This window comes from Paenibacillus sp. FSL H7-689, from assembly GCF_000517905.1.
Lineage (GTDB): Bacteria > Bacillota > Bacilli > Paenibacillales > Paenibacillaceae > Paenibacillus > Paenibacillus amylolyticus.
This window is the reverse complement of record NZ_ASPU01000017.1, coordinates 71488-91941: the sequence shown is the minus strand read 5'-3', so window position 1 is coordinate 91941 and position 20454 is coordinate 71488. Positions and strand designations below refer to the sequence as shown.

General features: G+C 47.6%; 16 protein-coding genes. 14 read left to right on the top strand and 2 right to left on the bottom strand.

Annotation, left to right across the window (positions count from 1 at the left end; all coding sequences use genetic code 11):
• Window positions 1-33: 33 nt before the first annotated feature.
• The 4 genes from C170_RS16480 to C170_RS16465 all read left to right on the top strand — a co-directional run bounded on the left by C170_RS16480 (window position 34) and on the right by C170_RS16465 (window position 5381).
• Window positions 34-729, top strand: coding sequence for an L-ribulose-5-phosphate 4-epimerase (locus tag C170_RS16480; protein WP_036611813.1), 696 nt, complete (start codon window positions 34-36; stop codon window positions 727-729).
• A gap of 274 nt (window positions 730-1003) precedes the next feature.
• Window positions 1004-2422 (top strand): L-arabinose isomerase, encoded by a 1419-nt coding sequence (gene araA, locus C170_RS16475; protein WP_017691494.1) that lies wholly within the window; start codon window positions 1004-1006, stop codon window positions 2420-2422.
• A 160-nt stretch (window positions 2423-2582) separates the two neighbouring features.
• Window positions 2583-3353 carry an AAC(3) family N-acetyltransferase gene (locus tag C170_RS16470; RefSeq protein WP_036611810.1) on the top strand — a complete coding sequence of 257 codons (771 nt, stop codon included), beginning with the start codon at window positions 2583-2585 and terminating at the stop codon, window positions 3351-3353.
• A gap of 333 nt (window positions 3354-3686) precedes the next feature.
• Window positions 3687-5381, top strand: a complete 1695-nt coding sequence (locus C170_RS16465; RefSeq protein ID WP_036611807.1) for a histidine kinase N-terminal 7TM domain-containing diguanylate cyclase — start codon at window positions 3687-3689, stop codon at window positions 5379-5381.
• A gap of 75 nt (window positions 5382-5456) precedes the next feature.
• Here the strand turns inward: C170_RS16465 and C170_RS16460 are convergent, their stop codons facing one another.
• On the bottom strand, window positions 5457-5804 hold the full coding sequence (locus C170_RS16460) for a helix-turn-helix domain-containing protein (protein WP_036611805.1): 348 nt from the start codon (window positions 5802-5804) through the stop codon (window positions 5457-5459).
• A 164-nt stretch (window positions 5805-5968) separates the two neighbouring features.
• On the opposite strand from C170_RS16460, the gene C170_RS16455 reads away from it, so the two are divergent.
• The 9 genes from C170_RS16455 (at window position 5969) to C170_RS16410 (ending at window position 15810) form a co-directional block, all read left to right on the top strand.
• Window positions 5969-6772, top strand: coding sequence for a hypothetical protein (locus tag C170_RS16455; protein WP_036611803.1), 804 nt, complete (start codon window positions 5969-5971; stop codon window positions 6770-6772).
• A 185-nt stretch (window positions 6773-6957) separates the two neighbouring features.
• Window positions 6958-8103 (top strand): WXG100 family type VII secretion target, encoded by a 1146-nt coding sequence (locus tag C170_RS30445; RefSeq protein ID WP_081745962.1) that lies wholly within the window; start codon window positions 6958-6960, stop codon window positions 8101-8103.
• Complete coding sequence (locus C170_RS16440; RefSeq protein WP_036611801.1) at window positions 8104-8511, top strand: contact-dependent growth inhibition system immunity protein; 408 nt, start codon at window positions 8104-8106, stop codon at window positions 8509-8511. It begins immediately after the preceding gene.
• A 301-nt stretch (window positions 8512-8812) separates the two neighbouring features.
• On the top strand, window positions 8813-10363 hold the full coding sequence (gene nikA / locus C170_RS16435) for a nickel ABC transporter substrate-binding protein (RefSeq protein ID WP_036611798.1): 1551 nt from the start codon (window positions 8813-8815) through the stop codon (window positions 10361-10363).
• Window positions 10363-11310, top strand: a complete 948-nt coding sequence (gene nikB / locus C170_RS16430) for a nickel ABC transporter permease (protein ID WP_036611795.1) — start codon at window positions 10363-10365, stop codon at window positions 11308-11310. The genes nikA and nikB overlap by 1 nt, the downstream gene beginning before the upstream one ends.
• Window positions 11307-12161: a nickel transporter permease gene (gene nikC, locus C170_RS16425; protein ID WP_036611792.1), complete on the top strand. Its 855-nt coding sequence runs from the start codon at window positions 11307-11309 to the stop codon at window positions 12159-12161. Before nikB ends, nikC begins: the two co-directional genes overlap by 4 nt.
• The gene (locus tag C170_RS16420) at window positions 12158-12958 is read left to right on the top strand and encodes an ABC transporter ATP-binding protein (protein ID WP_036611789.1); all 801 of its coding nucleotides are present in this window, start codon (window positions 12158-12160) and stop codon (window positions 12956-12958) included. The genes nikC and C170_RS16420 overlap by 4 nt, the downstream gene beginning before the upstream one ends.
• Complete coding sequence (locus C170_RS16415) at window positions 12955-13926, top strand: ABC transporter ATP-binding protein (RefSeq protein ID WP_081745961.1); 972 nt, start codon at window positions 12955-12957, stop codon at window positions 13924-13926. The genes C170_RS16420 and C170_RS16415 overlap by 4 nt, the downstream gene beginning before the upstream one ends.
• Before the next feature lie 378 nt (window positions 13927-14304).
• The gene (locus tag C170_RS16410; RefSeq protein WP_036611787.1) at window positions 14305-15810 is read left to right on the top strand and encodes a malate:quinone oxidoreductase; all 1506 of its coding nucleotides are present in this window, start codon (window positions 14305-14307) and stop codon (window positions 15808-15810) included.
• Window positions 15811-16045: 235 nt separating this feature from the next.
• Here the strand turns inward: C170_RS16410 and C170_RS16405 are convergent, their stop codons facing one another.
• Window positions 16046-19126 carry a hybrid sensor histidine kinase/response regulator gene (locus tag C170_RS16405; RefSeq protein ID WP_036611784.1) on the bottom strand — a complete coding sequence of 1027 codons (3081 nt, stop codon included), beginning with the start codon at window positions 19124-19126 and terminating at the stop codon, window positions 16046-16048.
• 177 nt (window positions 19127-19303) lie between these two features.
• Here C170_RS16405 and C170_RS16400 point away from each other — a divergent pair, with 177 nt between their 5' ends.
• Window positions 19304-20440, top strand: coding sequence for a response regulator (locus tag C170_RS16400; RefSeq protein WP_036611781.1), 1137 nt, complete (start codon window positions 19304-19306; stop codon window positions 20438-20440).
• Window positions 20441-20454: the final 14 nt, after the last annotated feature.

Sequence of the window (20454 nt, the reverse complement as noted above, 5' to 3'; positions counted from 1 at the left end):
AACACGCACTATTAGAGAACGGGAGGGAATAACATGTTAGAACAACTGAAAGAAGAGGTATTTCAGGCGAATCTGGAACTGCCAAAGCACGGACTTGTGAAATTCACATGGGGTAACGTCAGCGCAATCGATCGGGAAAGCGGTCTGTTCGTGATCAAACCAAGTGGCGTCAGCTACGATACGATGAAAGCAAGCGACATGGTTGTGGTTGATCTGGACGGTAACGTCGTGGAGGGTGAGATGCGACCTTCCTCGGACACCGCAACACATGCCGTACTATATAAGCATTACTCGGAGATTGGCGGCATTGTGCACACACACTCCACATGGGCGACCATCTGGGCGCAAGCCGGACTGGACGTCCCTGTTATGGGAACAACACATGCAGACACGTTCTATGGAGCGGTGCCTTGTGCACGTTTCCTGAATCAGGACGAGGTGGATCGAGGATACGAAGCGGAGACGGGACGCGTCATTATTGAAACGTTTGAACAGCGCGGGATTGATGTTATGGCTGTTCCGGCTGTATTGCTTCATGGTCATGCGCCGTTTACGTGGGGGAAAGATGCCAAGTCTGCGGTGGTAAACAGTGTCGTGCTGGAGGAAGTGTGCAAAATGAACCTGTACGCGCGGCAATTGAATAACTTCGCGAAAGAACTGCCACAAGGCATTTTGGATAAACACTATCTGCGAAAACACGGAAAAGACGCGTATTACGGACAAAAGTAATTAGGTTATATAGCGATCGGTTGATAATAATTCAAGCGAATAGGTTGTTTGTTACTACTACCAATGAAGTTGTATCAAACTTTTACACGATAACGGAGAGTGCAGTACCAATCTGTAGAAGCGAAGCGCTCGCCTTTATAACCGGATATCATCCTTATTAAAATTGATCAAAGAAATCCGGGGATAACCAGCGATCGGAAGATGGTACTGCAATCGCAGTGTTCTAGTGTAACCCATTTGTTCAACTATAAAATAATGAAATGAGGATGATTATATGTCAGCAGCAAAAGAATTCTGGTTTGTGGTCGGTTCACAGCACTTGTACGGAGAAGAAGCACTGGGTGAAGTAAAAGCCAACGCACAGAAAATTACGGATGCGCTTAATGCAAGTGGCGTACTGCCGTACCCGCTCGTATTGCAGGATCTGGCGGTAAGCGCAGATAAAATCACGAGCACGATGAAAGAAGTCAATTACCGCGACGAAGTAGCGGGTGTGATCACATGGATGCATACATTCTCCCCGGCGAAAATGTGGATTCGTGGTACAAAATTGCTGCAAAAACCTTTGCTGCACTTGGCAACCCAATTCAACGAAAGCATTCCTTGGGCAACCATCGATATGGACTTCATGAACTTGAACCAAGCGGCACACGGTGACCGTGAATATGGCTTCATTAATGCCCGTCTGAGAAAACAAAATAAAATCGTTGTTGGCTACTGGGAGCGCCCAGAAGTGCAACAACAGGTTGCTGACTGGATGGACGTAGCGGTAGCTTATAATGAAAGCTTTAACATCAAAGTAGCTCGCTTCGGTGATAACATGCGTAACGTGGGCGTAACCGAAGGTGATAAAGTGGAAGCACAGATCCAATTCGGATGGACGGTTGATTACTTCGGCATTGGCGACCTCGTGCAATACGTGAACGCTGTAACAGAGCAGGAAATCGATGATTTGATTGCTCAGTATGGAGACCTCTACGAATTCGATTACGGCACGAACAGCAAGGAAGCTTGGGAAGCCAGTGTACGTGTGCAAGCGAGCTATGAAATTGCGATCAAACGTTTCCTGGACGAAGGTGGTTACAGTGCCTTCACTACAAACTTCGAAGATCTGCATGGCATGAAACAACTTCCGGGTCTGGCTGTACAACGCCTGATGGCTCAAGGGTACGGATTTGCCGGTGAGGGTGACTGGAAAACAGCTGCGCTGGATCGTTTGCTGAAAATCATGGCCCATAACGAGAACACGGGCTTCATGGAAGATTACACATACGAGATGGCTGCTGGACAGGAAGCTATCCTGCAATCTCACATGCTTGAAGTAGATCCGACACTTGCCAGCACCAAACCAAGAATCATCGTGTCCCCACTGGGCATTGGCGATCGTGAAGATCCGGCTCGTCTCGTATTCGACGGCAAAGCAGGTGAAGGTGTCGTGGTATCCATGGCAGACTTCGGTACACATTACAAACTGCTGATCAACGAAGTATCTGCTTTTGAACCAACCGTTCCAGCACCTAATCTGCCAGTAGCACGTGTTCTGTGGAGCGTGAAGCCGAACTTCCAAGATGGAGTGAAGGCATGGATCGAAAATGGTGGTGGTCACCATACGGTTGTATCCTTGAACCTGACTACAGATCAGATCGTGACGTATGCGAAGCTGGTGAATCTGGAGTACGTTATTATTAAGTAAAAGTGGATTGGCAGCTACTGCCTGAACTCATACAATTTTTTTCTCTGTGGCCGGGGGTTAACCCTCGGCCCTTTGTTTGTTATGCTGAGAAGCATGATGTGAAGCTGAGCAAGGATTTGCTTTTTCATCGAAAAGGGATAAGAAATGAAGGAGGAAGGACATGTATACAAAAGAAAGCTTGATGCAGCAGCTAGAGCAGCTTGGTATGGATAGGCAAGGCACGTTGCTCATTCACTCTTCAATGAAAAGTATAGGCGAGGTTGAAGGTGGAGCAGACACGGTGTTGGATGCCTTTAGTGACTATATGAAAGAGGGATTGTTGGTGCTTCCCACTCATACGTGGTCTACCATTAATGCGGATAACCCAGTGTTCCACGTGGAAAATACTACCTGTTGCGTGGGCATTCTGCCTGAACTTTTTCGTAAACGTGCGGGCGTAGTTCGTTCGTGGCACCCTACGCATTCGGTAGCGGCACTGGGAAGGGACGCAGAGGCATTTACGAAGGACGATCATCTCTTCGATACACCGTGTGCGAGAGGTTCAGCATGGGGGAAACTGCTTGATCGGAAAGCGTCGATCTTGTTAGTAGGCGTTGACTTGAAGCGGAATACATTTATCCACGGGGTCGAAGAGTGGGTGGACATCCCTGGCAGAATGACGGACGAGCATGAGATGCTGTATACGGTTTTACCGGATGGAAGCCAGATTTCAGTACCATCCCGCAGACATTGTGGGTTGCCATGGTCGGAGCATTTCTGGAAAGTAGACGAGGTATTGGTTCGCGAAGGTGCGATGCGTATAGGAAAGCTCGGCGATGCGGTCGTAAGAGTGTGTGATGCGGCTAAGACAGAAGAGGTAATTACGGAGATGCTCAAGCATAACCCCGATCTATTCACGGACAATCTCCCTCTACATGCAGTAACCGAATGATACAAGGGCCGTCCGGTAGCCGGATGGCTCAATATCGACCACTTGATGATACCCGAATATCTCCTGAGCAGATGATCTCCTCTCCTGTTTGTACTCTAACCTTCAAAAGCATTCAAAATAATCAGAAATAGATCAGCATTTCGATCAGAGGTTGGTCGGACTTCCAGTGTATGGGCTACTCACCCTTATGGTGGTGTGATAAGATATGGTTAAATTAACCAATAAGTTTGGCGTAGCAGAATTGTATAGGTGTTTATTGAAGTTATATATAAGTATCACATAGAATCATGAACAACCACGTTGTCATTGTAGCATCTAAGAAGGAGAAGATTCGTGAACCCTTTAGTATGGTATGATCTCTTTTTATTTGTCCTTTTGTTTGGTGTAGGTGTATATGTGTTTGCTACGGTTAGAATTACGAACTTACATAAAGTGTACTTTTTATTTCACGGGTTGATGATGCTCTGGCCTTTCTGTCAATTTGCGAGTACGCTCACGGATGATTCCGGTCTGCAATTGTTCTACGTTACCTTATCTTTCGTTGCGGTCTCTCTGCTTGGGAGCGGGTGGCTTCTACTGACGATCTTTATTACCGGTTATTCAGAGCGTCTGAGTGCAAAAGGAACCTTCTTGCTATTTATCCCTGCGGTGATCGGGGCTATAGGTGTGGTCGCAAATCCATGGAACGAGTTCGTCATTCCACTGGAGGGCGGGTACATCGAGCGGGATTACGGCCTTTGGTTCTGGGTTGTGATGACTATTCTGGTGAGTTATTTCTTGACTTCTCTCGTGGTTCTATTCCGGGCGGTGTATTCTTCGCAGACGTCTGCCATGATCAAAAAACAGGTGCGGATTACCCTGTGGGGCATCTTCGTCTTGGCTGTTTTTGCAACAATTGATGCGATTCTGAATGTCGTTCTAGCCCGCTGGTTGCCGATCATTCCTGGCATGACTTCGCTGGGGATCTTTCTGTCGGACCTGTTCTTTGTCTATGTGATCAAAAGATACAATGTGTTCGATCTGGTCTCCATCGCCCATGAGGACGTAATCAATACCATTCCATATGGCATCCTGGTACTGGATGAGAATGAAATCATTGTTGAAGCGAACAAAGCCTCACGATCCTTTATGGATCTGCATGTGGGGGATTCATTTGATATGGAAGCCTTTCTGGAGTCTGTTCATGTTGTGGGCAGCTGTCGGGAGTTCGTGAATCACTATAAGAAAAAAGAAAATACCCTCTCTCACATCGAAGTGATCGTGGAGCGGGACAACAATATCCGGCACTATATCCTGCAATCTTCTCCGATTGTGGATTCGGCTCTTGTGCCGATTGGTCATATACTCACGTTCCAGGATGTCTCGCAAGAGCGCTTCTATGTGAAAGAGATGAATCGCCAGAACGTAACGCTTCAAGAGCGAAATCAGGCTCTAGACCTGATCCGTCAGGAGTTATCCGAGGCCAATCGCAAACTGGAGGAACTGGCGCTGACGGACAGTTTAACCAACTGTTACAACCGTCGATATCTGACCCAACACCTGAATCACGAGGTCATTACCAATATTCAATACAAAACACCATTTTCACTCCTGCTGCTCGATATCGACTACTTCAAAGCGATCAATGATCGCTATGGGCATGTCATCGGGGACGAAGTGCTCGTCCGTACGGCGGAGGCGGTCAAACAATCCATTCGCAGTACCGATATCCTGACGCGTTATGGCGGGGAAGAGTTCATGATCTACCTTCCGCATACGGAGCATGATCTGGCGAACCAAATCGCAGAGCGCGTGAGAACAGCTGTGGAGTCCAACCACATTATGGTGGATCACGAGATTATGCAGGTGTCGATTACGATTAGTATTGGGATTCTTTCCTTTGAGGACTTTGAAGTTGTGCATGTACCGGACAATCCGGAGGGGTATTTGACTCAGCTGTTCGCTGCGGTGGATAAGGCCTTGTATCAGGCGAAGCAGAATGGGCGTAACAGAGTGGAGTTTGCGGAGTTTGAGCGGGGAGTTATTTGAAAAGAGAAATAAGATAAGAGTGGAGACGTACTCCACTCTTTTTGGTGTTAGCGTATGATTTTGATGTAGAGATATTTATTCGGAATTTTTATGTGATTTTTCGATAGCATTTAAAAATTCTTTGCTAATTTTGGTCAATGATACGATTGTATCTGTACTTTTGCCGCTTATTAAAGTTATATGTTCATCCAAGGCTCTTTTGTACTCAGAGTCTTCTTTGAATTTAAAGATTTCTTCAGCAGTGACCTGCAATCCATTGATTATTTTCTCAAGAGTCTCCAAAGAAATGTTACGATCTCCCCGTTCAACTCCACCAATATAGCTGTAATGAAGACCTGCTGCTTCCGCCAGTTGTTCCTGAGTCCAGCCTTTTGCTTTCCTTAACTCACGTATTCGATTTCCTACGTCCTCTGGTAAACTCATTTGATCACCTCCACTTAAGGTTAGAAGAGGTTATAGAATCCTTACAGACTAATATGTGCAAAGGAAATGATTATTAAACAGTACTTATAAGTACAATTTATATTGATCTTCTTTTGATTTATCTATACAATTATAAGAAAATCGATAATTAAGGAGGATTATCTTTGCGGAAATCTATCCTAAAATCACTCAAACCTGACATCATTGTTGAAATGTTGGAGATGGCTGTGGCTTTTGAAAATTGGAACAAGGTGATGGAGAGGGCAGACATGTTATATCAATGTGTGCAGTCGATCCATGAAGAGCGGCAGGAGTATCGGTCAAAGGGAGTGCCTGCACCACATATACACATCGAGCAGCCCCTGGTCTACTATTACGGGTTCAGTCACTTAATGCGGGGTATGGCTCACCGGAAGATGGGACAGGTAGATCAGGCGCGGGCATGTATCGATCAGTACGCAGAACTGGGGTGGATGGAGGATCTGGATGAGGTAGGCATGCAGGTGGTACAGGAGTTCAGGCATAAGGCACAGGTGAATCGGTATGCTCTTGAGATTGAAGCTGGGCAGGTGGAACTGCTGGAGGAGTTTGTGAACTTTTTGCTTGAGCATCCGGAGGAATGGTTGGCAGGTCTGAAAGTGATTACGGAGGCAGCAGTGCGGCATAGGTGGCAGATTGATCGGGTTTTACAGGTGATTGAGGATCAGATGCTGGGCGATGGCACAAAAATGAATTCTTCAAACAACGATGATATGTACCATTACTGTTATCAGCGGGCTTTGTATGAACGGTGGATGGGAAGACCGCAGGAGGCCGTGGAATTCATTTTGCAGGGGATTCGGTTAGCGGATAAGCTTGGGTTGGATCGGTATTTTATAAGGTGCATAGCATTGTTGGAATCATTGCGGGAAGAGGCGACAGCGGAGCAGATCGGGCGGTATCGGGTCATGTTGGAGGAAATGAAGTAGGAAAGGTATTTACTGAAACTGGTAGGATATGCCTTGAAGTGGGTATATGCATATAGGACCATAGCACCGATGAGGAGCACAGCTTGTGTTTTTACCATGGTGAAATCAGGATGTTAGCCGGATAGTTTACATATTACACTTCTGCTAACATAGGATAATCATATTTTGAATGAGCGGAGAAACGTATGAGTACAATCAAAGTTACCCCTGAACAACTAAATCACGTATCGAATCAGGTGGATCAAGCCAGACAGCAGTTGGAGAGTATACGAAGTGATCTGATGAGACAGATCATGTTCGTTCAGATGATGTGGATGGGTGCGACGCAGGAGCGATTTTACTATGAGTTCGAGCAGTCACGACCTATACTGGATAAAGCGCTAGAGAGTATGGTGAATACATCCAAGGAATTGAAGGATATCGCCACGCGATTCCAAGATGCAGATGCTCAGAAGGTAAGTCTGGGTGGTGCGTTTGGAGCAGTCGGTGCCGCAGCTATGATGACCAAATCAACAGGTGGTTCAGGTTCGGGTGACAAGGGCTATCGGATGGCGCAAATCAATATGTTCGGTAAATTGGTATGGATGCCTGTCAACGAGAATGGTGTTGCGGATCAGGCTGCTCTTCGGGCTTATCAGAGGGATCAGGGAAATCTGGACTTTAATCGCATGCAAGCTGTGAACGTTGAACCGCCTGGGGAAGATATTTTTGCGTTACAGATCAAGGCATTTGAGATGGGGATTCATCCTACGACGGGCGAGCCTGTATCCGATAAGTATGCTCAGATGATGGTGACCTCTCTGAAGTTTAGTCAGATATTCATGGCCATTCAGATGGTTCGTGGGAGTATGCCAGGACGTTCGGGACCGTTTAAAACTTCGTCAACTGGCTTGGCATCTAAGATTCAGAATAATATAAAGAAGGCTGAATCGGAAGCGAAATTGGTTAATAAGCCAGCGGAGAAAACAGTTGAGGGAACACGAAGCTCTCCTATTGTCGAGGATCTTTCTAGAGCGCAACAAAGGAACCTTACAACATTGGATAATATAGTTGATAAGCATCTTACTGAGATGGATTTTTCCGGTACTTTACGTGATTTGCAAGGAAACCCAGTGCCGAACAAAAAAACAGGCGGGTATTGGAATCATTTACAAGAGATGCAGGACTCATACAAAGGATTAAGTAAAATAAAACGCGGATTAGAAGGTTCTCTACAGAACCCTAATCTATCGCCTTCACTGAAAAGTACATTGGAGGGGGCCTTGGACAAGGCCAATACTAATTTGAAAAAAATCGAGGATTTATTTGAACCATTTGGAGGAATAAAATAAATGAGTAAATTAATTAAAGAAATATATTCAATAGATCAAAATATCCAGACTGATAACTCTGATTCACCTTTGGATCATTGGTACGATAGACTTATAAATAAAAAAGTGAATGAGCTTGATTTAGAAGATGTTAGTAGAATGTTGGGCCAACATGTATTTATAGATCTTGGTATAGAAAAGGCTATAGAAATATTATCAGAAGATCCCCTTGCTGGGGAGATGTATGATGGACATTTGTTGAAGCTTCTTTGTTCTATTGAAACGAATAATTTCAGAGACTTATTACAACTGAAAAAATTACTCCAGACTATCAAGAGTAATCTTTCTCAGTTCGAATGGGCTGATGAAGAAGATCAGGAAGAGTACGCTGAGTTATTAGAACGTTTTCTGAAAAAGGTTAGCCTTTAAAATTGTGATAACAACATTGAGGTTACTGGTCACATCTGCTGGAAGACTACGAAACTGGGTTGTAACTCTTCGAGTAATCCTGCACGGTTCTACCTGCAAACAATCCCGGATCGTAAAGGAAATGCCCACTAATAAAGCCCTCATATGTAACAAAAAACATGAAGAATCCGCTCTCATCCGAGAGTCGGATTCTTTCTCGTTCTAACACCAATATAACTCTTGTCAAAACGTAATCATTACGATATGATAATACTCATTGTTTAGATCATAATGATTACGATTAAGAGAGAGGGGCATTACCTTGAATAAAAAGACGCCACTGCTAGCGCTGGTCTCCTTGGCCTTGAGCGCTGGACTGTTGAGCGCCTGCGGATCATCTGAGTCCAGTCCCGCTGCGCAGTCATCCACTGATAATAAAAATGTTCACTTCCTATATAACTTCTCCACCAGTTCGCTAGATCCGCATGTGGATTCAAGCTATGTGCCGCTCCGCGCGGGCATTACGGAAACGCTGGTTCGTCTCGATGAAGATAACCTGACGGTTGCTCCATGGCTCGCCGAGAGCTGGGAGAGCGAGGACGGTCAGCATTGGACGATTGACCTGCGAGATGATGTGACCTTCCAGAACGGCAAGCCAATGACGGGTGAATCCGTTAAGGCATCCCTTGAGCGGGCACTGGAAGAGAATGTAGCCATCCAGAACGCGCTGAAGATCGATACGATTGAAGCCGAGGGCGACAAGTTGGAGATTACCACAACTCAGCCGTTCCCGGAGTTCGCTTCGGAACTGGTGAATCCCAACACAGCGATTATCGACGTGAGTGAGCCGGACATTGTGAACAAGCCTATTGGTACGGGCCCTTTCAAGCTGACTTCTTTTACCCCAGGCAGCAAGCTGGAACTGGATCGCTATGATGAGTACTGGGACGGAGCATCGCCTCTGGATTCCATCACATTCTCATTCAATGAAGATGCCAATGCCCGTACACTAGCGCTCAAATCTGGGCAGGTAGATATCGTATACCGTCCTGAAGTCGAGAGCCTCGAATCGCTCAAAGCGATGGACGGCATGACCGTTGAGTCCACGTCGACGTTCCGCGTGCATCAGCTAACGATGAACATGCAGCGGGAGAGTATGAAGGACCTGAATGTTCGTCGTGCGCTGGATGCGCTGATTGACCGTCAGGGTATCGTGGACACGATCCTGCTCGGCTACGGTGAAGCTGCTATCGGACCGTTCCTGCCATCGCTGCCATTCGCACCAACCTATACGGATACAGCAACGGAATCCGGAGCTGATGTTGCTGTAAAATATCTCAACGAAGCAGGGTACACGCAGCAAAACGGCGTGATGACCAAGGATGGCAAACCATTGCAGCTGACGCTGCTGACATATTCAGCCCGTGCCGATCTGCCGCTGATCGCTCAAGTGTTCCAATCTGATGCGAAGAAGATCGGCATCGACGTGCAGATCCGTCAGATCGACACGCCGGAAGATTATATGGCGTCCAACCGCGACTGGGATATTGCGACGTACAGTAATTTGACGGCTCCGCGTGGGGATGCTGGTTATTACCTGAATGCAACATACCATCCGAAGGGTGCTCTTAACTTCAGCGGATCGGAAGATCCGGAGCTGACTAAGATCATCGACGAGCTGAATCTCACGGTTGCACCGGAGAAGCGCGCAGAGCTTGCCGAGAAGGCAGCCAACTATGTGCATGATAACGTACTAAATTCATTCGTGCTGCATCCAGGTACGATCGTTGCCTATAACGGCAAGAAGATCAAGAACTGGGTTACCACTCGCAGTGAATATTACATGATTACCAATAAGCTGGATGTGATGTAATGTTTCACATTTTGCTTCGGAAGTTCCTTGAGGTATTTATCTTTCTGTTGTTCATTATGTTTGTGAGTTTCCTGTTCATTCGTCTGGCTCCGGGTGATCCCGTGCTGACGATATTGAACGTGGACGAACTGTCCGTTAGTCAGGAGCAGGTCGAAGCTGTACGCGAGGAGATGGGCTTCAATGATTCGCTTCCTGTCCAGTTCGGCAACTGGTTGCTCGATTTTGTTCGTCTCGACTTCGGCGTATCGTATTCAACAGGCCAGCCAGTTATGCAGACCCTGATGCGTGCGCTGCCTGCTACGGCTGAACTGACGATTGGCGCACTGCTGGTCATGCTTGTTATAGCTATCCCGCTCGGCTCGCTATCAGCACTCCATCGTGGCAGTTGGATTGACCGCGGCAGCCGGATGCTCTCCATTGTGGGTGCGGCGGTGCCAAGCTTCTGGCTGGGTCTAATCCTAATCGATATGTTCGGCGTACGCTTTGGCAATCTGCCGACCATGGGCCGGGATGGATTCACCTCACTTATTCTGCCATCTCTGACGCTGGGACTTGCCATCTCCAGCGTTTATGTGCGTCTTTTGCGTTCCAGCCTATTGGATTCTCTTAGCCAGGAGTTCGTTCGCTCCGCCCGGGCAAGAGGGTTATCTGAAGGCCGGATCTTCATGCTTCACGCGTTTCGGCACAGTCTGCCGCCTGTCATTACGGTATTCGGTGTCAGTCTCGGTAGCCTGATTGGTGGAGTTGTTGTGATTGAAGTGTTGTTCGCTTATCCGGGCATCGGCAAGCTTGTTGTTGACGCCATCCGCCAGCGTGATTATCCACTGATTCAGGGTTACATTCTGATCATGGCTATCGTGGTATTCCTCGTGAATACGGCGGTTGATCTGTCTTATCGTTATTTGAATCCTGAAATGAAACTCAAGGAAAAGGAGGCCCACCGATGAAAACCATACCCCTGCCCATTCCACCTACAAAATCCAAAAAACATAGCTGGCAGGCGATCGTTGGTCTGCTGTTTGCACTGCTGGTCATCGCGGCCTCCGTATATGCCTTTTTAGTTCTGAAACATGATCATACCTTAACCGATCTGCGAGGACGATTGCAGGGTGCAAGTGCTCTCCATCCGTTCGGCACCGACCATCTGGGCCGCGATGTACTGACACGTCTGCTGCTTGGCGGCGGCCAAACACTGGGTTATAGTCTGCTGGCACTCGGTGCTGCATTGCTGATTGGCATTCCGTTTGGTTTGATCGCAGGATACAAACGTGGTTGGGTCGATAAGTTGTTCATGCGGATTGCTGATGCCTTTCTTGCTTTCCCTGATACCATCGTAGCGATTGTGCTAAGTGGCCTGCTTGGCGCGGGAATCGGTAATCTAGTATTGGCGATTGTGATCGTGAAGTGGGTCAGCTATGCGCGTCTTGTTCGAAGTACGGTTTTATCGGAGTCCCAAAAGGATTACATTCGCATCGCCCGGACCAACGGACTTTCGGACGGTCGTATCATGAGAAAACATCTGCTTCCGCATATCGCAGGCCATGTGCTTGTGCTGGCCAGTCTTGATCTGGGTAAAATCATTCTACTCATCTCTTCCTTGTCCTACATCGGCCTTGGTGCACAGCCACCAACACCTGAATGGGGTGCGATGCTGAACGACTCACGGCCTTACTTCCAGTCTCGGCCGGAGCTGATGATCTATCCGGGTCTTGCCATTGTCTCGGTAGTGCTGCTTGCCAACATGCTGGGCGACTATCTAAGAGACCGGTTTGACGTGAAGAAGGAGGTGCAGCCATGATTCTCTCCATTGAGGAACTGAGCATCTCCAGTCGGGATCGTACGATTGTAGATCAAGTCTCTCTGGCTGTTCGCGAAGGCGAGTTCATGGCATTGGTTGGACAGAGTGGTAGTGGCAAAAGCTTGCTCTCGCAAGCGATTGGTCGTCTGCTGCCGCCCAACTTGCATGCGTCGGGGCGAGTCATGTTCGAAGGTAGCAACCTGCTCGAACGGAAGCCAAAGGAGATGCGCGCCCTGCGGGGAAGCCGCATCTCATATATTTTTCAAGACTATCAGGGAGCATTTACGCCCTTTCGCAGCATTGGTGGGCACTTTGATGAATACCAGAAGGTACATGGGGAAAAGTCTTCTGCTATCCGCAAGAAACGAGCGGAGGAAGCGCTGGAATCGGTTGGCCTTGGCGCTGAATTGCTGCGCCGCTATCCGTTCCAGTTAAGCGGTGGACAGCTTCAGCGGGCATCAATCGCCACATCGCTAATGCTGTCTCCTCGTCTGCTGATTGCTGACGAAGCAACAACGGCACTGGACAGTGTGTCTGGGCATCACGTGTTGGAACTGCTGGCACGCAAACAAGCGGAGACGGGATGTGCCATTCTGTTTATCACACACGATTGGCGCCATGTACGTCGCTATGCCAACCGCTTGGCTGTGATGAAGGAAGGGCAGATCGTCGAATCTGGCGGGAAGCATCGCATTCTTGACCATCCCCAGCATGAATATACGCGCCAGCTAATTGATGCGGCTCCCGTTCTGAGTCGCTCACTGAAGTCGGGATTGAAGGAGGCAGGAACGGAATGAAGACAACCACAGATGCTGAACGCTGTGGACTTGTGCAGTCCGAAGAAGAATCTGGTGTGCGAAGCCACGATTTTGCAAAAGACGTAAACCATGCAGACACAGACAATACAGTCATAAATACTACAAATTCAGATCATGCGGATACAGATGCGGATATAGATAATGCCGGTTCAGACAATGCTTCATCGCTCAGCACCCTTGGCAATCCTGTGCTTCACGTGGAACATCTGAGCCGAACGTATGCGGGTGCAGACCGACCGGCTGTGAACGATATTTCCTTCACCCTGAACCACGGCGAATGTCTTGGCCTGGTTGGCGAGAGCGGGTGCGGCAAGAGTACGCTCGCCCGCTGTCTGCTACGGATTGAGGATGCAGATACAGGCTCGATTACACTGGGTGGACAGGATATTGCACGGCTGAGCGGCCGACGGTTGCGACCTCATCGCCGGAAGATTCAGATTGTTTTCCAGAATCCAATGGCTGCACTAAACCCGAAGCTCAAGATTGCTGATTCGCTGATTGATCCGTACGAACAACTTGGACGGAACGCCGAGCTGTCCCACTTTACCTATACGTCGAAGGAGGCTTACGTCCAAAAGTTGCTTGAAGCGGTGGAGCTTCCTAGCGATTTGGCTGGACGTTACCCCCATGAGCTAAGTGGTGGACAGCGTCAGCGCGTCACGATTGCACGTGCTATTGGCATTGAACCGGACGTTGTTGTCCTGGATGAACCGACAGCCAGCCTGGACGTGATCTCGCAAGGTGCAGTTCTGCAATTGCTTACGGATCTCCGCACATCACTTGGTCTTTCATACGTGTTTATCTCGCATGATCTGGCCGCGGTACATCGCATGAGCCAGCGCATCATCGTTATGCGCGAAGGTCAGATCGTTGACCGCTTTGGTGCAGATGCGTTGTTCGCTGAAGAACGCCATCCGTATACAAGGGAACTGATTTCAATTTTCTGAGTACTCCCGGAAACGCCGGGGGTTGTAATCGTTGATTTATATATGAAGCCGCCTTACGAAGAGATTCGAGAGCGGCTTTTAGTGCATCCATTTGATCACCCAAGTCCCCCTAAATCCGGGTTCCTTTCTTTGTTTTGAACAAATATATCTTTCAGGCCTATAACCGGGCTAACGTTCCGATGTAAACTAGCGTATACTGATGGAATAGCAAATATCTTGAAATTGCATATTTAAATTGCTCTATATTATTGATACACTAGATCAAGGTTATAATCATTCAGAGAAGGTGCGATCCCGTTCAAGAATGGGCTTGCTGCAAATGCCAAATCGATAACGCTTACATCCTTTTGGCAAATATAGGATATAAGGACGGTAGACATGAGCCAGGGACAAACGAGTACAGATGTTATCTTGATTGGTGCCGGAATTATGAGTGCAACTTTGGGAACTTTGCTAAAAGAATTGGCACCAGACTGGAATATTAAGGTTTTCGAAAAGCTAGCCACTGCAGGAGAGGAAAGCTCCAACGAATGGAATAATGCCGGAACCGGGCATGCTGCATTGTGCGAACTTAACTATACCGTTGAACGACCAGACGGAACCGTAGATATTAGCAAAGCGATTAAAGTGAATGAACAATTTCAGATCTCAAAGCAATTTTGGTCCTATCTCGTCAATAGCCGTCTGATTCGTAATCCGCGGGACTTCATTATGCCGATTCCTCATTTGAGTTATGTACATGGAGAGAGCAATGTCCAGTTTTTGAAAAGACGGTATGACTCTTTATCGAATCACCCGCTATTCGCAGGCATGGAATTCTCGGATGACAAGAAAGAGCTGGCAAAATGGATGCCGCTGATGATGAAAGATCGTACCAGTAATGAACCTGTTGCAGCGACCAAAATTGACTCCGGTACGGACGTTAACTTTGGTGCTTTAACGCGTATGCTAATCAAACATTTAAAGGAACAACACGTGGGCATCCACTACCAACATAGCGTGAAGAATATGAAACGCACCAGCGATGGACAATGGGAATTATCCGTGAAAAACCTGAAGAGTGGTGCAGTCGAACGCCATAAGGCAAAATTCGTCTTCATCGGCGCGGGCGGCGGAAGTCTGCATTTGCTCCAGAAGACCGGCATTCCGGAAGGTAAACATATCGGCGGATTCCCGGTCAGTGGGATCTTTATGGTGTGTAAAAATCAAAAAGTCGTGGAACAGCATCACGCCAAAGTATATGGCAAGGCTTCGGTAGGGGCTCCGCCGATGTCGGTTCCACATCTGGATACCCGTTTTATCGACAATAAGAAGTCGCTGTTATTCGGACCGTTTGCCGGGTTCTCGCCGAAGTTCCTGAAGACGGGTTCCAATGCTGATTTAATCACGTCGGTTAAGATGCATAATCTGCTTACGATGCTCGCAGCAGGTGTCAAAGAAATCTCTTTGACCAAATATCTGATCCAACAACTAATGTTATCCAAAGAACAACGTATGGCAGAATTGCGTGACTTTGTTCCGGGTGCGAAGAGCGAGGATTGGGATATGGTTCTGGCGGGCCAGCGTGTGCAGGTGATCAAGGATACCGTTCAAGGTGGCAAGGGTACGCTCCAATTCGGTACAGAAGTGGTCACGTCTGCAGATGGAACGATTGCGGCTCTGCTAGGTGCATCACCGGGTGCATCCACCGCGGTTCAGGTCATGCTTGAGATTCTTCAGCGGTGCTTTCCGCAGCATATGGAGGCATGGGAGCCAAAGATCAAGGAAATGATTCCTTCCTACGGTATATCCCTTGTGGAGAATCTGGATCTCCTCAAAGAGGTTCATTCTTCAACAGCCAAGGCGCTGGGGTTATCGGATGAAAAACATGTCATGCACGTATAACGTTTAGTTTATCGCGTTAGATCATAATGAAGTCATAGAAAAGAGAGCTAAGCCGGGTCGAAACCTGTGCTTAGCTCTCTTTTGGTTTATTTGGTATATCGGAACCTGAACTTGAACTTGAACTTGAACATATCCGCTATCACAGCGCTCCCCGTAGACCTTACACAGAGCAAACGGATATGGATCGAATAATATGCCGCTGTAGAGTTATAGAACGATCTTAATGCTCAGGCTCTCAACTGCGGTCCAAAGGGATGACAAAGGAAACTTTCGTACCTTGGCCCGGCGAGCTGACGATGGTCAAACCTTGTCCGTACATCTGGGTCAACCGGCGATGTGTATTGGTTAATCCAATGCCTCCGGTTCCGCCGGGACCTTTCTTGGGCCATGCCAGTGCCCGTTCGATCTGCTCGGGCTGCATCCCTACACCGTCATCCTCGATTTCGATCAAGGTGGACGCTGTTTGGTTGATGATTCGGATATGCACGGTTCCACCCTCAACTTTGCTGAGAATACCATGTCGAACAGCATTCTCAATGAGCGGTTGAATGGTGAGTGGCGGCAGGGATAGATCAAGATCATCGGGAATATCCCAGATGACGTTCAACCGATGCATGAATCGTTCTTTCTCAATGTAGAGATAGGCGCGGGAGAGATCCAACTCATGAGTGACCTCAACCATTTTCTCCGAATTAACAAAATGAAAACTGGTCTGAAGGTACTCGATAAAAGCATCGCCCAGTTTCTGCATTCGCTCCGTGTCCATCTCACTAAGAACCATGATTGAATTGAGCGTATTAAAAAGAAAATGGGGCTGAATCTGTGCTTGTAAGTAAGCAGCCTCCATGCGCAGTCGCTCATCTATAGATTGTTTCAGTACGATCAGAGACCCGATGCGATGCCTTAATTCAACGGCATCCACGGGCTTGGTGACATAGTCCGTAGCACCGGCCATGAATCCGGCGTATACATCCGCTGGCTCGTTACGGGCTGTCAGCAACAGGAGGGGAAGCTCGGATACCGAATAACGCTTGCGTACATTCTCGGTCAGTTCATAACCGGACATATGAGGCATCATGACATCGGCAATCAGTAAGTCCCAAGGCTCCTTATCTAATAATTCAAGTGCCTCAAGCGCCGAGGCCGCGGGTTGAATATGATACGGTTCATTCGCAAGCATGGAGATCAGTACTCGCAGGTTTACAGGATCATCATCGACGGCAAGAATTCTTGCGGCAGTCTTATCTTGAGAGACGGTCTGCTGCTGCGGCTCTGCAATCGCAATTTCATCGAAGCTGTGAGCGTCCCATTGCTGCTCAGTCTGGTCCGATAGCGATGCGGTGTCCTCCCGTGGAAGCGAGATCTGGAAGGTCGATCCTTGCCCAGGTACGGATTGCACGGTGAGTTGGCCGCCATGGAGTTCTGTGAGCTGCCTGCTGATATTGAGACCGAGGCCGATTCCTCCGCTTAAACGGGCCTCTGGGGTCCCTTGTTCATACGCCTCGAATATTCGCTGTTGTATCTCCTCACTCATACCAACACCTGTATCTGAAACTTGAATCAAGACGTACTCTCCATGTTCACGAACAGACACGGTAATGGTACCCTCATCGGTAAATTTGAGCGCATTATGCAATAGGTTGTAGAGCACCTGAACAAGTCTTCTCTCATCGGCCTGAATCAACGGCAGTGAATCTGGAATATCCACCTTCATATGGATGGGCTTGCCCTCTGCCATGAATCGGAACATACCGATCACGCCTGGAATGACAGATGCAAGAGATAAAGGTTTCTTCTGAAGCGTAATACGTTTTTCCTTCAAACGAATAACATCCAGGAGGTCATCCACCAGTTGGGACATGCGTCGGCCGATGGTAACTAACAGCTTCATGTCTTCTGCCTGCTGCCCACCTGATTTACGCCGTTCACGGACCGCGATGCTCTCGGCGATATTGATGATCCCGTGCAGCGGTGTACGCAATTCATGAGCCGTATTCACAAGAAACTGATCCTTCTGGCGATCCTCTTCTTTGAGCTGTTCGTACAACTTCTCGATCTCACTTGAATTGCGGAAGTATTTTCTGAACCAATAGGCGGAGAAGCCAAACATGGCCGCAATCACATCGATCGGATAATACACGTTGGTAATTTCGCTATGTGAGTTCACAATTCCCCATAACACGCTTGATAGGCTGCTAGTAGCCGCAAAGAGCAAAAAGCTTGCGTCGCTTCGTTTCTCGGCTGCCATTCGGAAGAATAGGTACACAGACCAGCCGATGGCAAACAGATAGAGGAAATCAGAAAGCCCAATCTCAAGTACATGATAGATTAGGGTCACGGGTGCGACGAGTAAAAATAAACAGTAAACGCCAAGCACGCTGGCATAGATACGGAACAGTTTACGCCATTGTAGATTATGGGAGAAGCTTTTAGCCATTTGTAAAAGAAAGAATGCGAACAACGGATAGGACAACGCTTTGGCCTTAACGATCCAAGTGAAGTTGAGAGGAATCCAACTTAATAACAGATTGTCATGGTCGGAAGCGACCGTTAGGGCAGCTACCAGTGTTAGCATCGAGAACGTCAGAAGAGCTCGTTCCTTTCGGATAAATAGAAACATGACAAAAGCGTATAGGCTGTGCAAAAGCAGTATAGCGAATGTAATCTTTTGCAAGTCAATGGATAGTCCTCGTTCACTTCCAATGGCTTCTGGAGAACCAAAATAGAGAGAGCGTGTGATCCCTCCGCTATAAGGATCGTCAAAATTGGCTGTCTGCACCAAAAGATTGAGTTCGGTAGAACCGTCAAGCACATAGGAAGTTGTAAATGCAGTCCTTTCTGGTCGATAGGCTTCGGCATGAGTGGCAGGTTGGCCGAATTCGGCAACAATGGTCCCGTTCATCTCGATAATCGATGATGTCTGGATTTTCTGAGCCCAGAGAGAGACTTCCTCCACAGATGGATCTAAAAGTATGCGAAGACGGTACGTCCCATATCCGAACGACGATGAGGATTGTGGTAATGCATCACGCCAGTCACCGGGAACTTGAATCGGTGTGGATGGGTTATCCGCTATTTTCGCGTCACGATTAGAGATTAACGTCTGGGGATAAAACTCCCATTCTCCATCCAGGGATATGGGTGAAGTGTTGGCGAGGTCCCAGCCTCGAAGGTCTAACAAGCCTTCAATGGGTTCAGGATGTGCGGGTATAGTGAAAGTCTCGGACCATATCCAGCGAAAGCCAAGCAAAATAGTCAGGAATAGAATCGACAGCACTACATAACGGGGTATCTTTTTATAGGTTATTGGTTTCATGGCAGACTTTAGTTTTCGACAGTTTACTTCAAATTCCTGCATGCCCTCTGCCAAAGATGAACATTTTTTTGAATACCGGAACATAGATTCTATATTTAAATGATAGCGGTCCCACGTCAGGATTTATGGTAAAATTATAGATTAAAGGGTGATCAGTGAGCCAGAGGAGTTGTGCATATGAGAGTGATTTTGGTAGATGATGAATATCTCGCTCTGAGCAGGTTGAACAAACTGTTGCAAGAGAGAGAGGATTGCGAAGTTATCGGCTCTTTTCTGACGGCACAGGAAGCCATAGATCAGATCGAAATTCATCTGCCGGAAATCGTCTTCATGGACGTTCAAATGCCGGGGATGAACGGGATCGAGGCGACCGAACGTATCCATGAGGTTTCTCCTGGAACAGAAGTTATTTTCACAACCGCATATAACGAACATGCACTGACGGCCTATGGGCTTGAAGTGCTGGATTATATTATGAAGCCTGTAACGCGTGACCGTTTGGAAAAAACGATGAAGATGTATCAACGCCGAACGGTGTCAGCAAGTCTGAATGTAGCAGAAGGGCCATCCATGTTGATCCGTTGTCTGGGGATGCTCCAAGTCCAAGTGCACCCCAATGAGCCGCCAAAACATATGAAATTCAGAACAACCAAGATTAGAGAGTTATTTGCTTATCTGCTCCACCATCGGAACAAACCAATTAAGCGGGATACACTACTTGAATTGTTGTGGCCAGAGTTGGATGAGCGGAGAGGTATATCCAATCTGCACAGTGGGATCCATCGCTTACGCAGCATGATGAACGAACTCATGGGTGAGGATAAGATGTCCATTCGCTATCAACAGTTTGGTTATCTATTGGAAACGGGTGAATTCAGGATTGACGCGGAAGAATGGGAGAGCCGTCTTAACCGATTGCCTCTATTATCTTCGTCTACAATAGCTGAACATCGACAGACCTCAGATCAATATGAAGGCAAATATTATGGTGAGGACGATTACGTATGGGCTGAACTGGAGCGTCAGCGCTTGCATGCACTATGGCGTAATCATGCCATGCAACTTGCACAATATTACATCGAACTGGGACAGAATACGGAAGCACTCACGTTATATTACCGGGTACAGCAATTCGAACCATCATTGGAGGAAGTCGGACTGGCCTTAATGAAGACCTACGATCGATTAGGCAATAAAGATCCTGTGGTCGCTCAATATAATCAGTTGGTTATCGCTTTAGAACAAGAGGCAGGTATACGCCCTGGCCTAGAAGTTGAGTTATGGTACCAACAATGGAAAAATTCGAATAGTTAATTGGAAATATACAG

What these genes read in the sequence shown, in the direction of transcription:
- C170_RS16480 (WP_036611813.1), top strand. Translation starts at nt 34, where the DNA reads ATGTTAGAACAACTGAAAGAAGAGGTATTTCAGGCGAATCTGGAACTG.
- araA (WP_017691494.1), top strand. Translation starts at nt 1,004, where the DNA reads ATGTCAGCAGCAAAAGAATTCTGGTTTGTGGTCGGTTCACAGCACTTG.
- C170_RS16470 (WP_036611810.1), top strand. Translation starts at nt 2,583, where the DNA reads ATGTATACAAAAGAAAGCTTGATGCAGCAGCTAGAGCAGCTTGGTATG.
- C170_RS16460 (WP_036611805.1), bottom strand. Translation starts at nt 5,804, where the DNA reads ATGAGTTTACCAGAGGACGTAGGAAATCGAATACGTGAGTTAAGGAAA.
- C170_RS30445 (WP_081745962.1), top strand. Translation starts at nt 6,958, where the DNA reads ATGAGTACAATCAAAGTTACCCCTGAACAACTAAATCACGTATCGAAT.
- C170_RS16440 (WP_036611801.1), top strand. Translation starts at nt 8,104, where the DNA reads ATGAGTAAATTAATTAAAGAAATATATTCAATAGATCAAAATATCCAG.
- nikB (WP_036611795.1), top strand. Translation starts at nt 10,363, where the DNA reads ATGTTTCACATTTTGCTTCGGAAGTTCCTTGAGGTATTTATCTTTCTG.
- nikC (WP_036611792.1), top strand. Translation starts at nt 11,307, where the DNA reads ATGAAAACCATACCCCTGCCCATTCCACCTACAAAATCCAAAAAACAT.
- C170_RS16420 (WP_036611789.1), top strand. Translation starts at nt 12,158, where the DNA reads ATGATTCTCTCCATTGAGGAACTGAGCATCTCCAGTCGGGATCGTACG.
- C170_RS16415 (WP_081745961.1), top strand. Translation starts at nt 12,955, where the DNA reads ATGAAGACAACCACAGATGCTGAACGCTGTGGACTTGTGCAGTCCGAA.
- C170_RS16410 (WP_036611787.1), top strand. Translation starts at nt 14,305, where the DNA reads ATGAGCCAGGGACAAACGAGTACAGATGTTATCTTGATTGGTGCCGGA.
- C170_RS16405 (WP_036611784.1), bottom strand. Translation starts at nt 19,126, where the DNA reads ATGAAACCAATAACCTATAAAAAGATACCCCGTTATGTAGTGCTGTCG.
- C170_RS16400 (WP_036611781.1), top strand. Translation starts at nt 19,304, where the DNA reads ATGAGAGTGATTTTGGTAGATGATGAATATCTCGCTCTGAGCAGGTTG.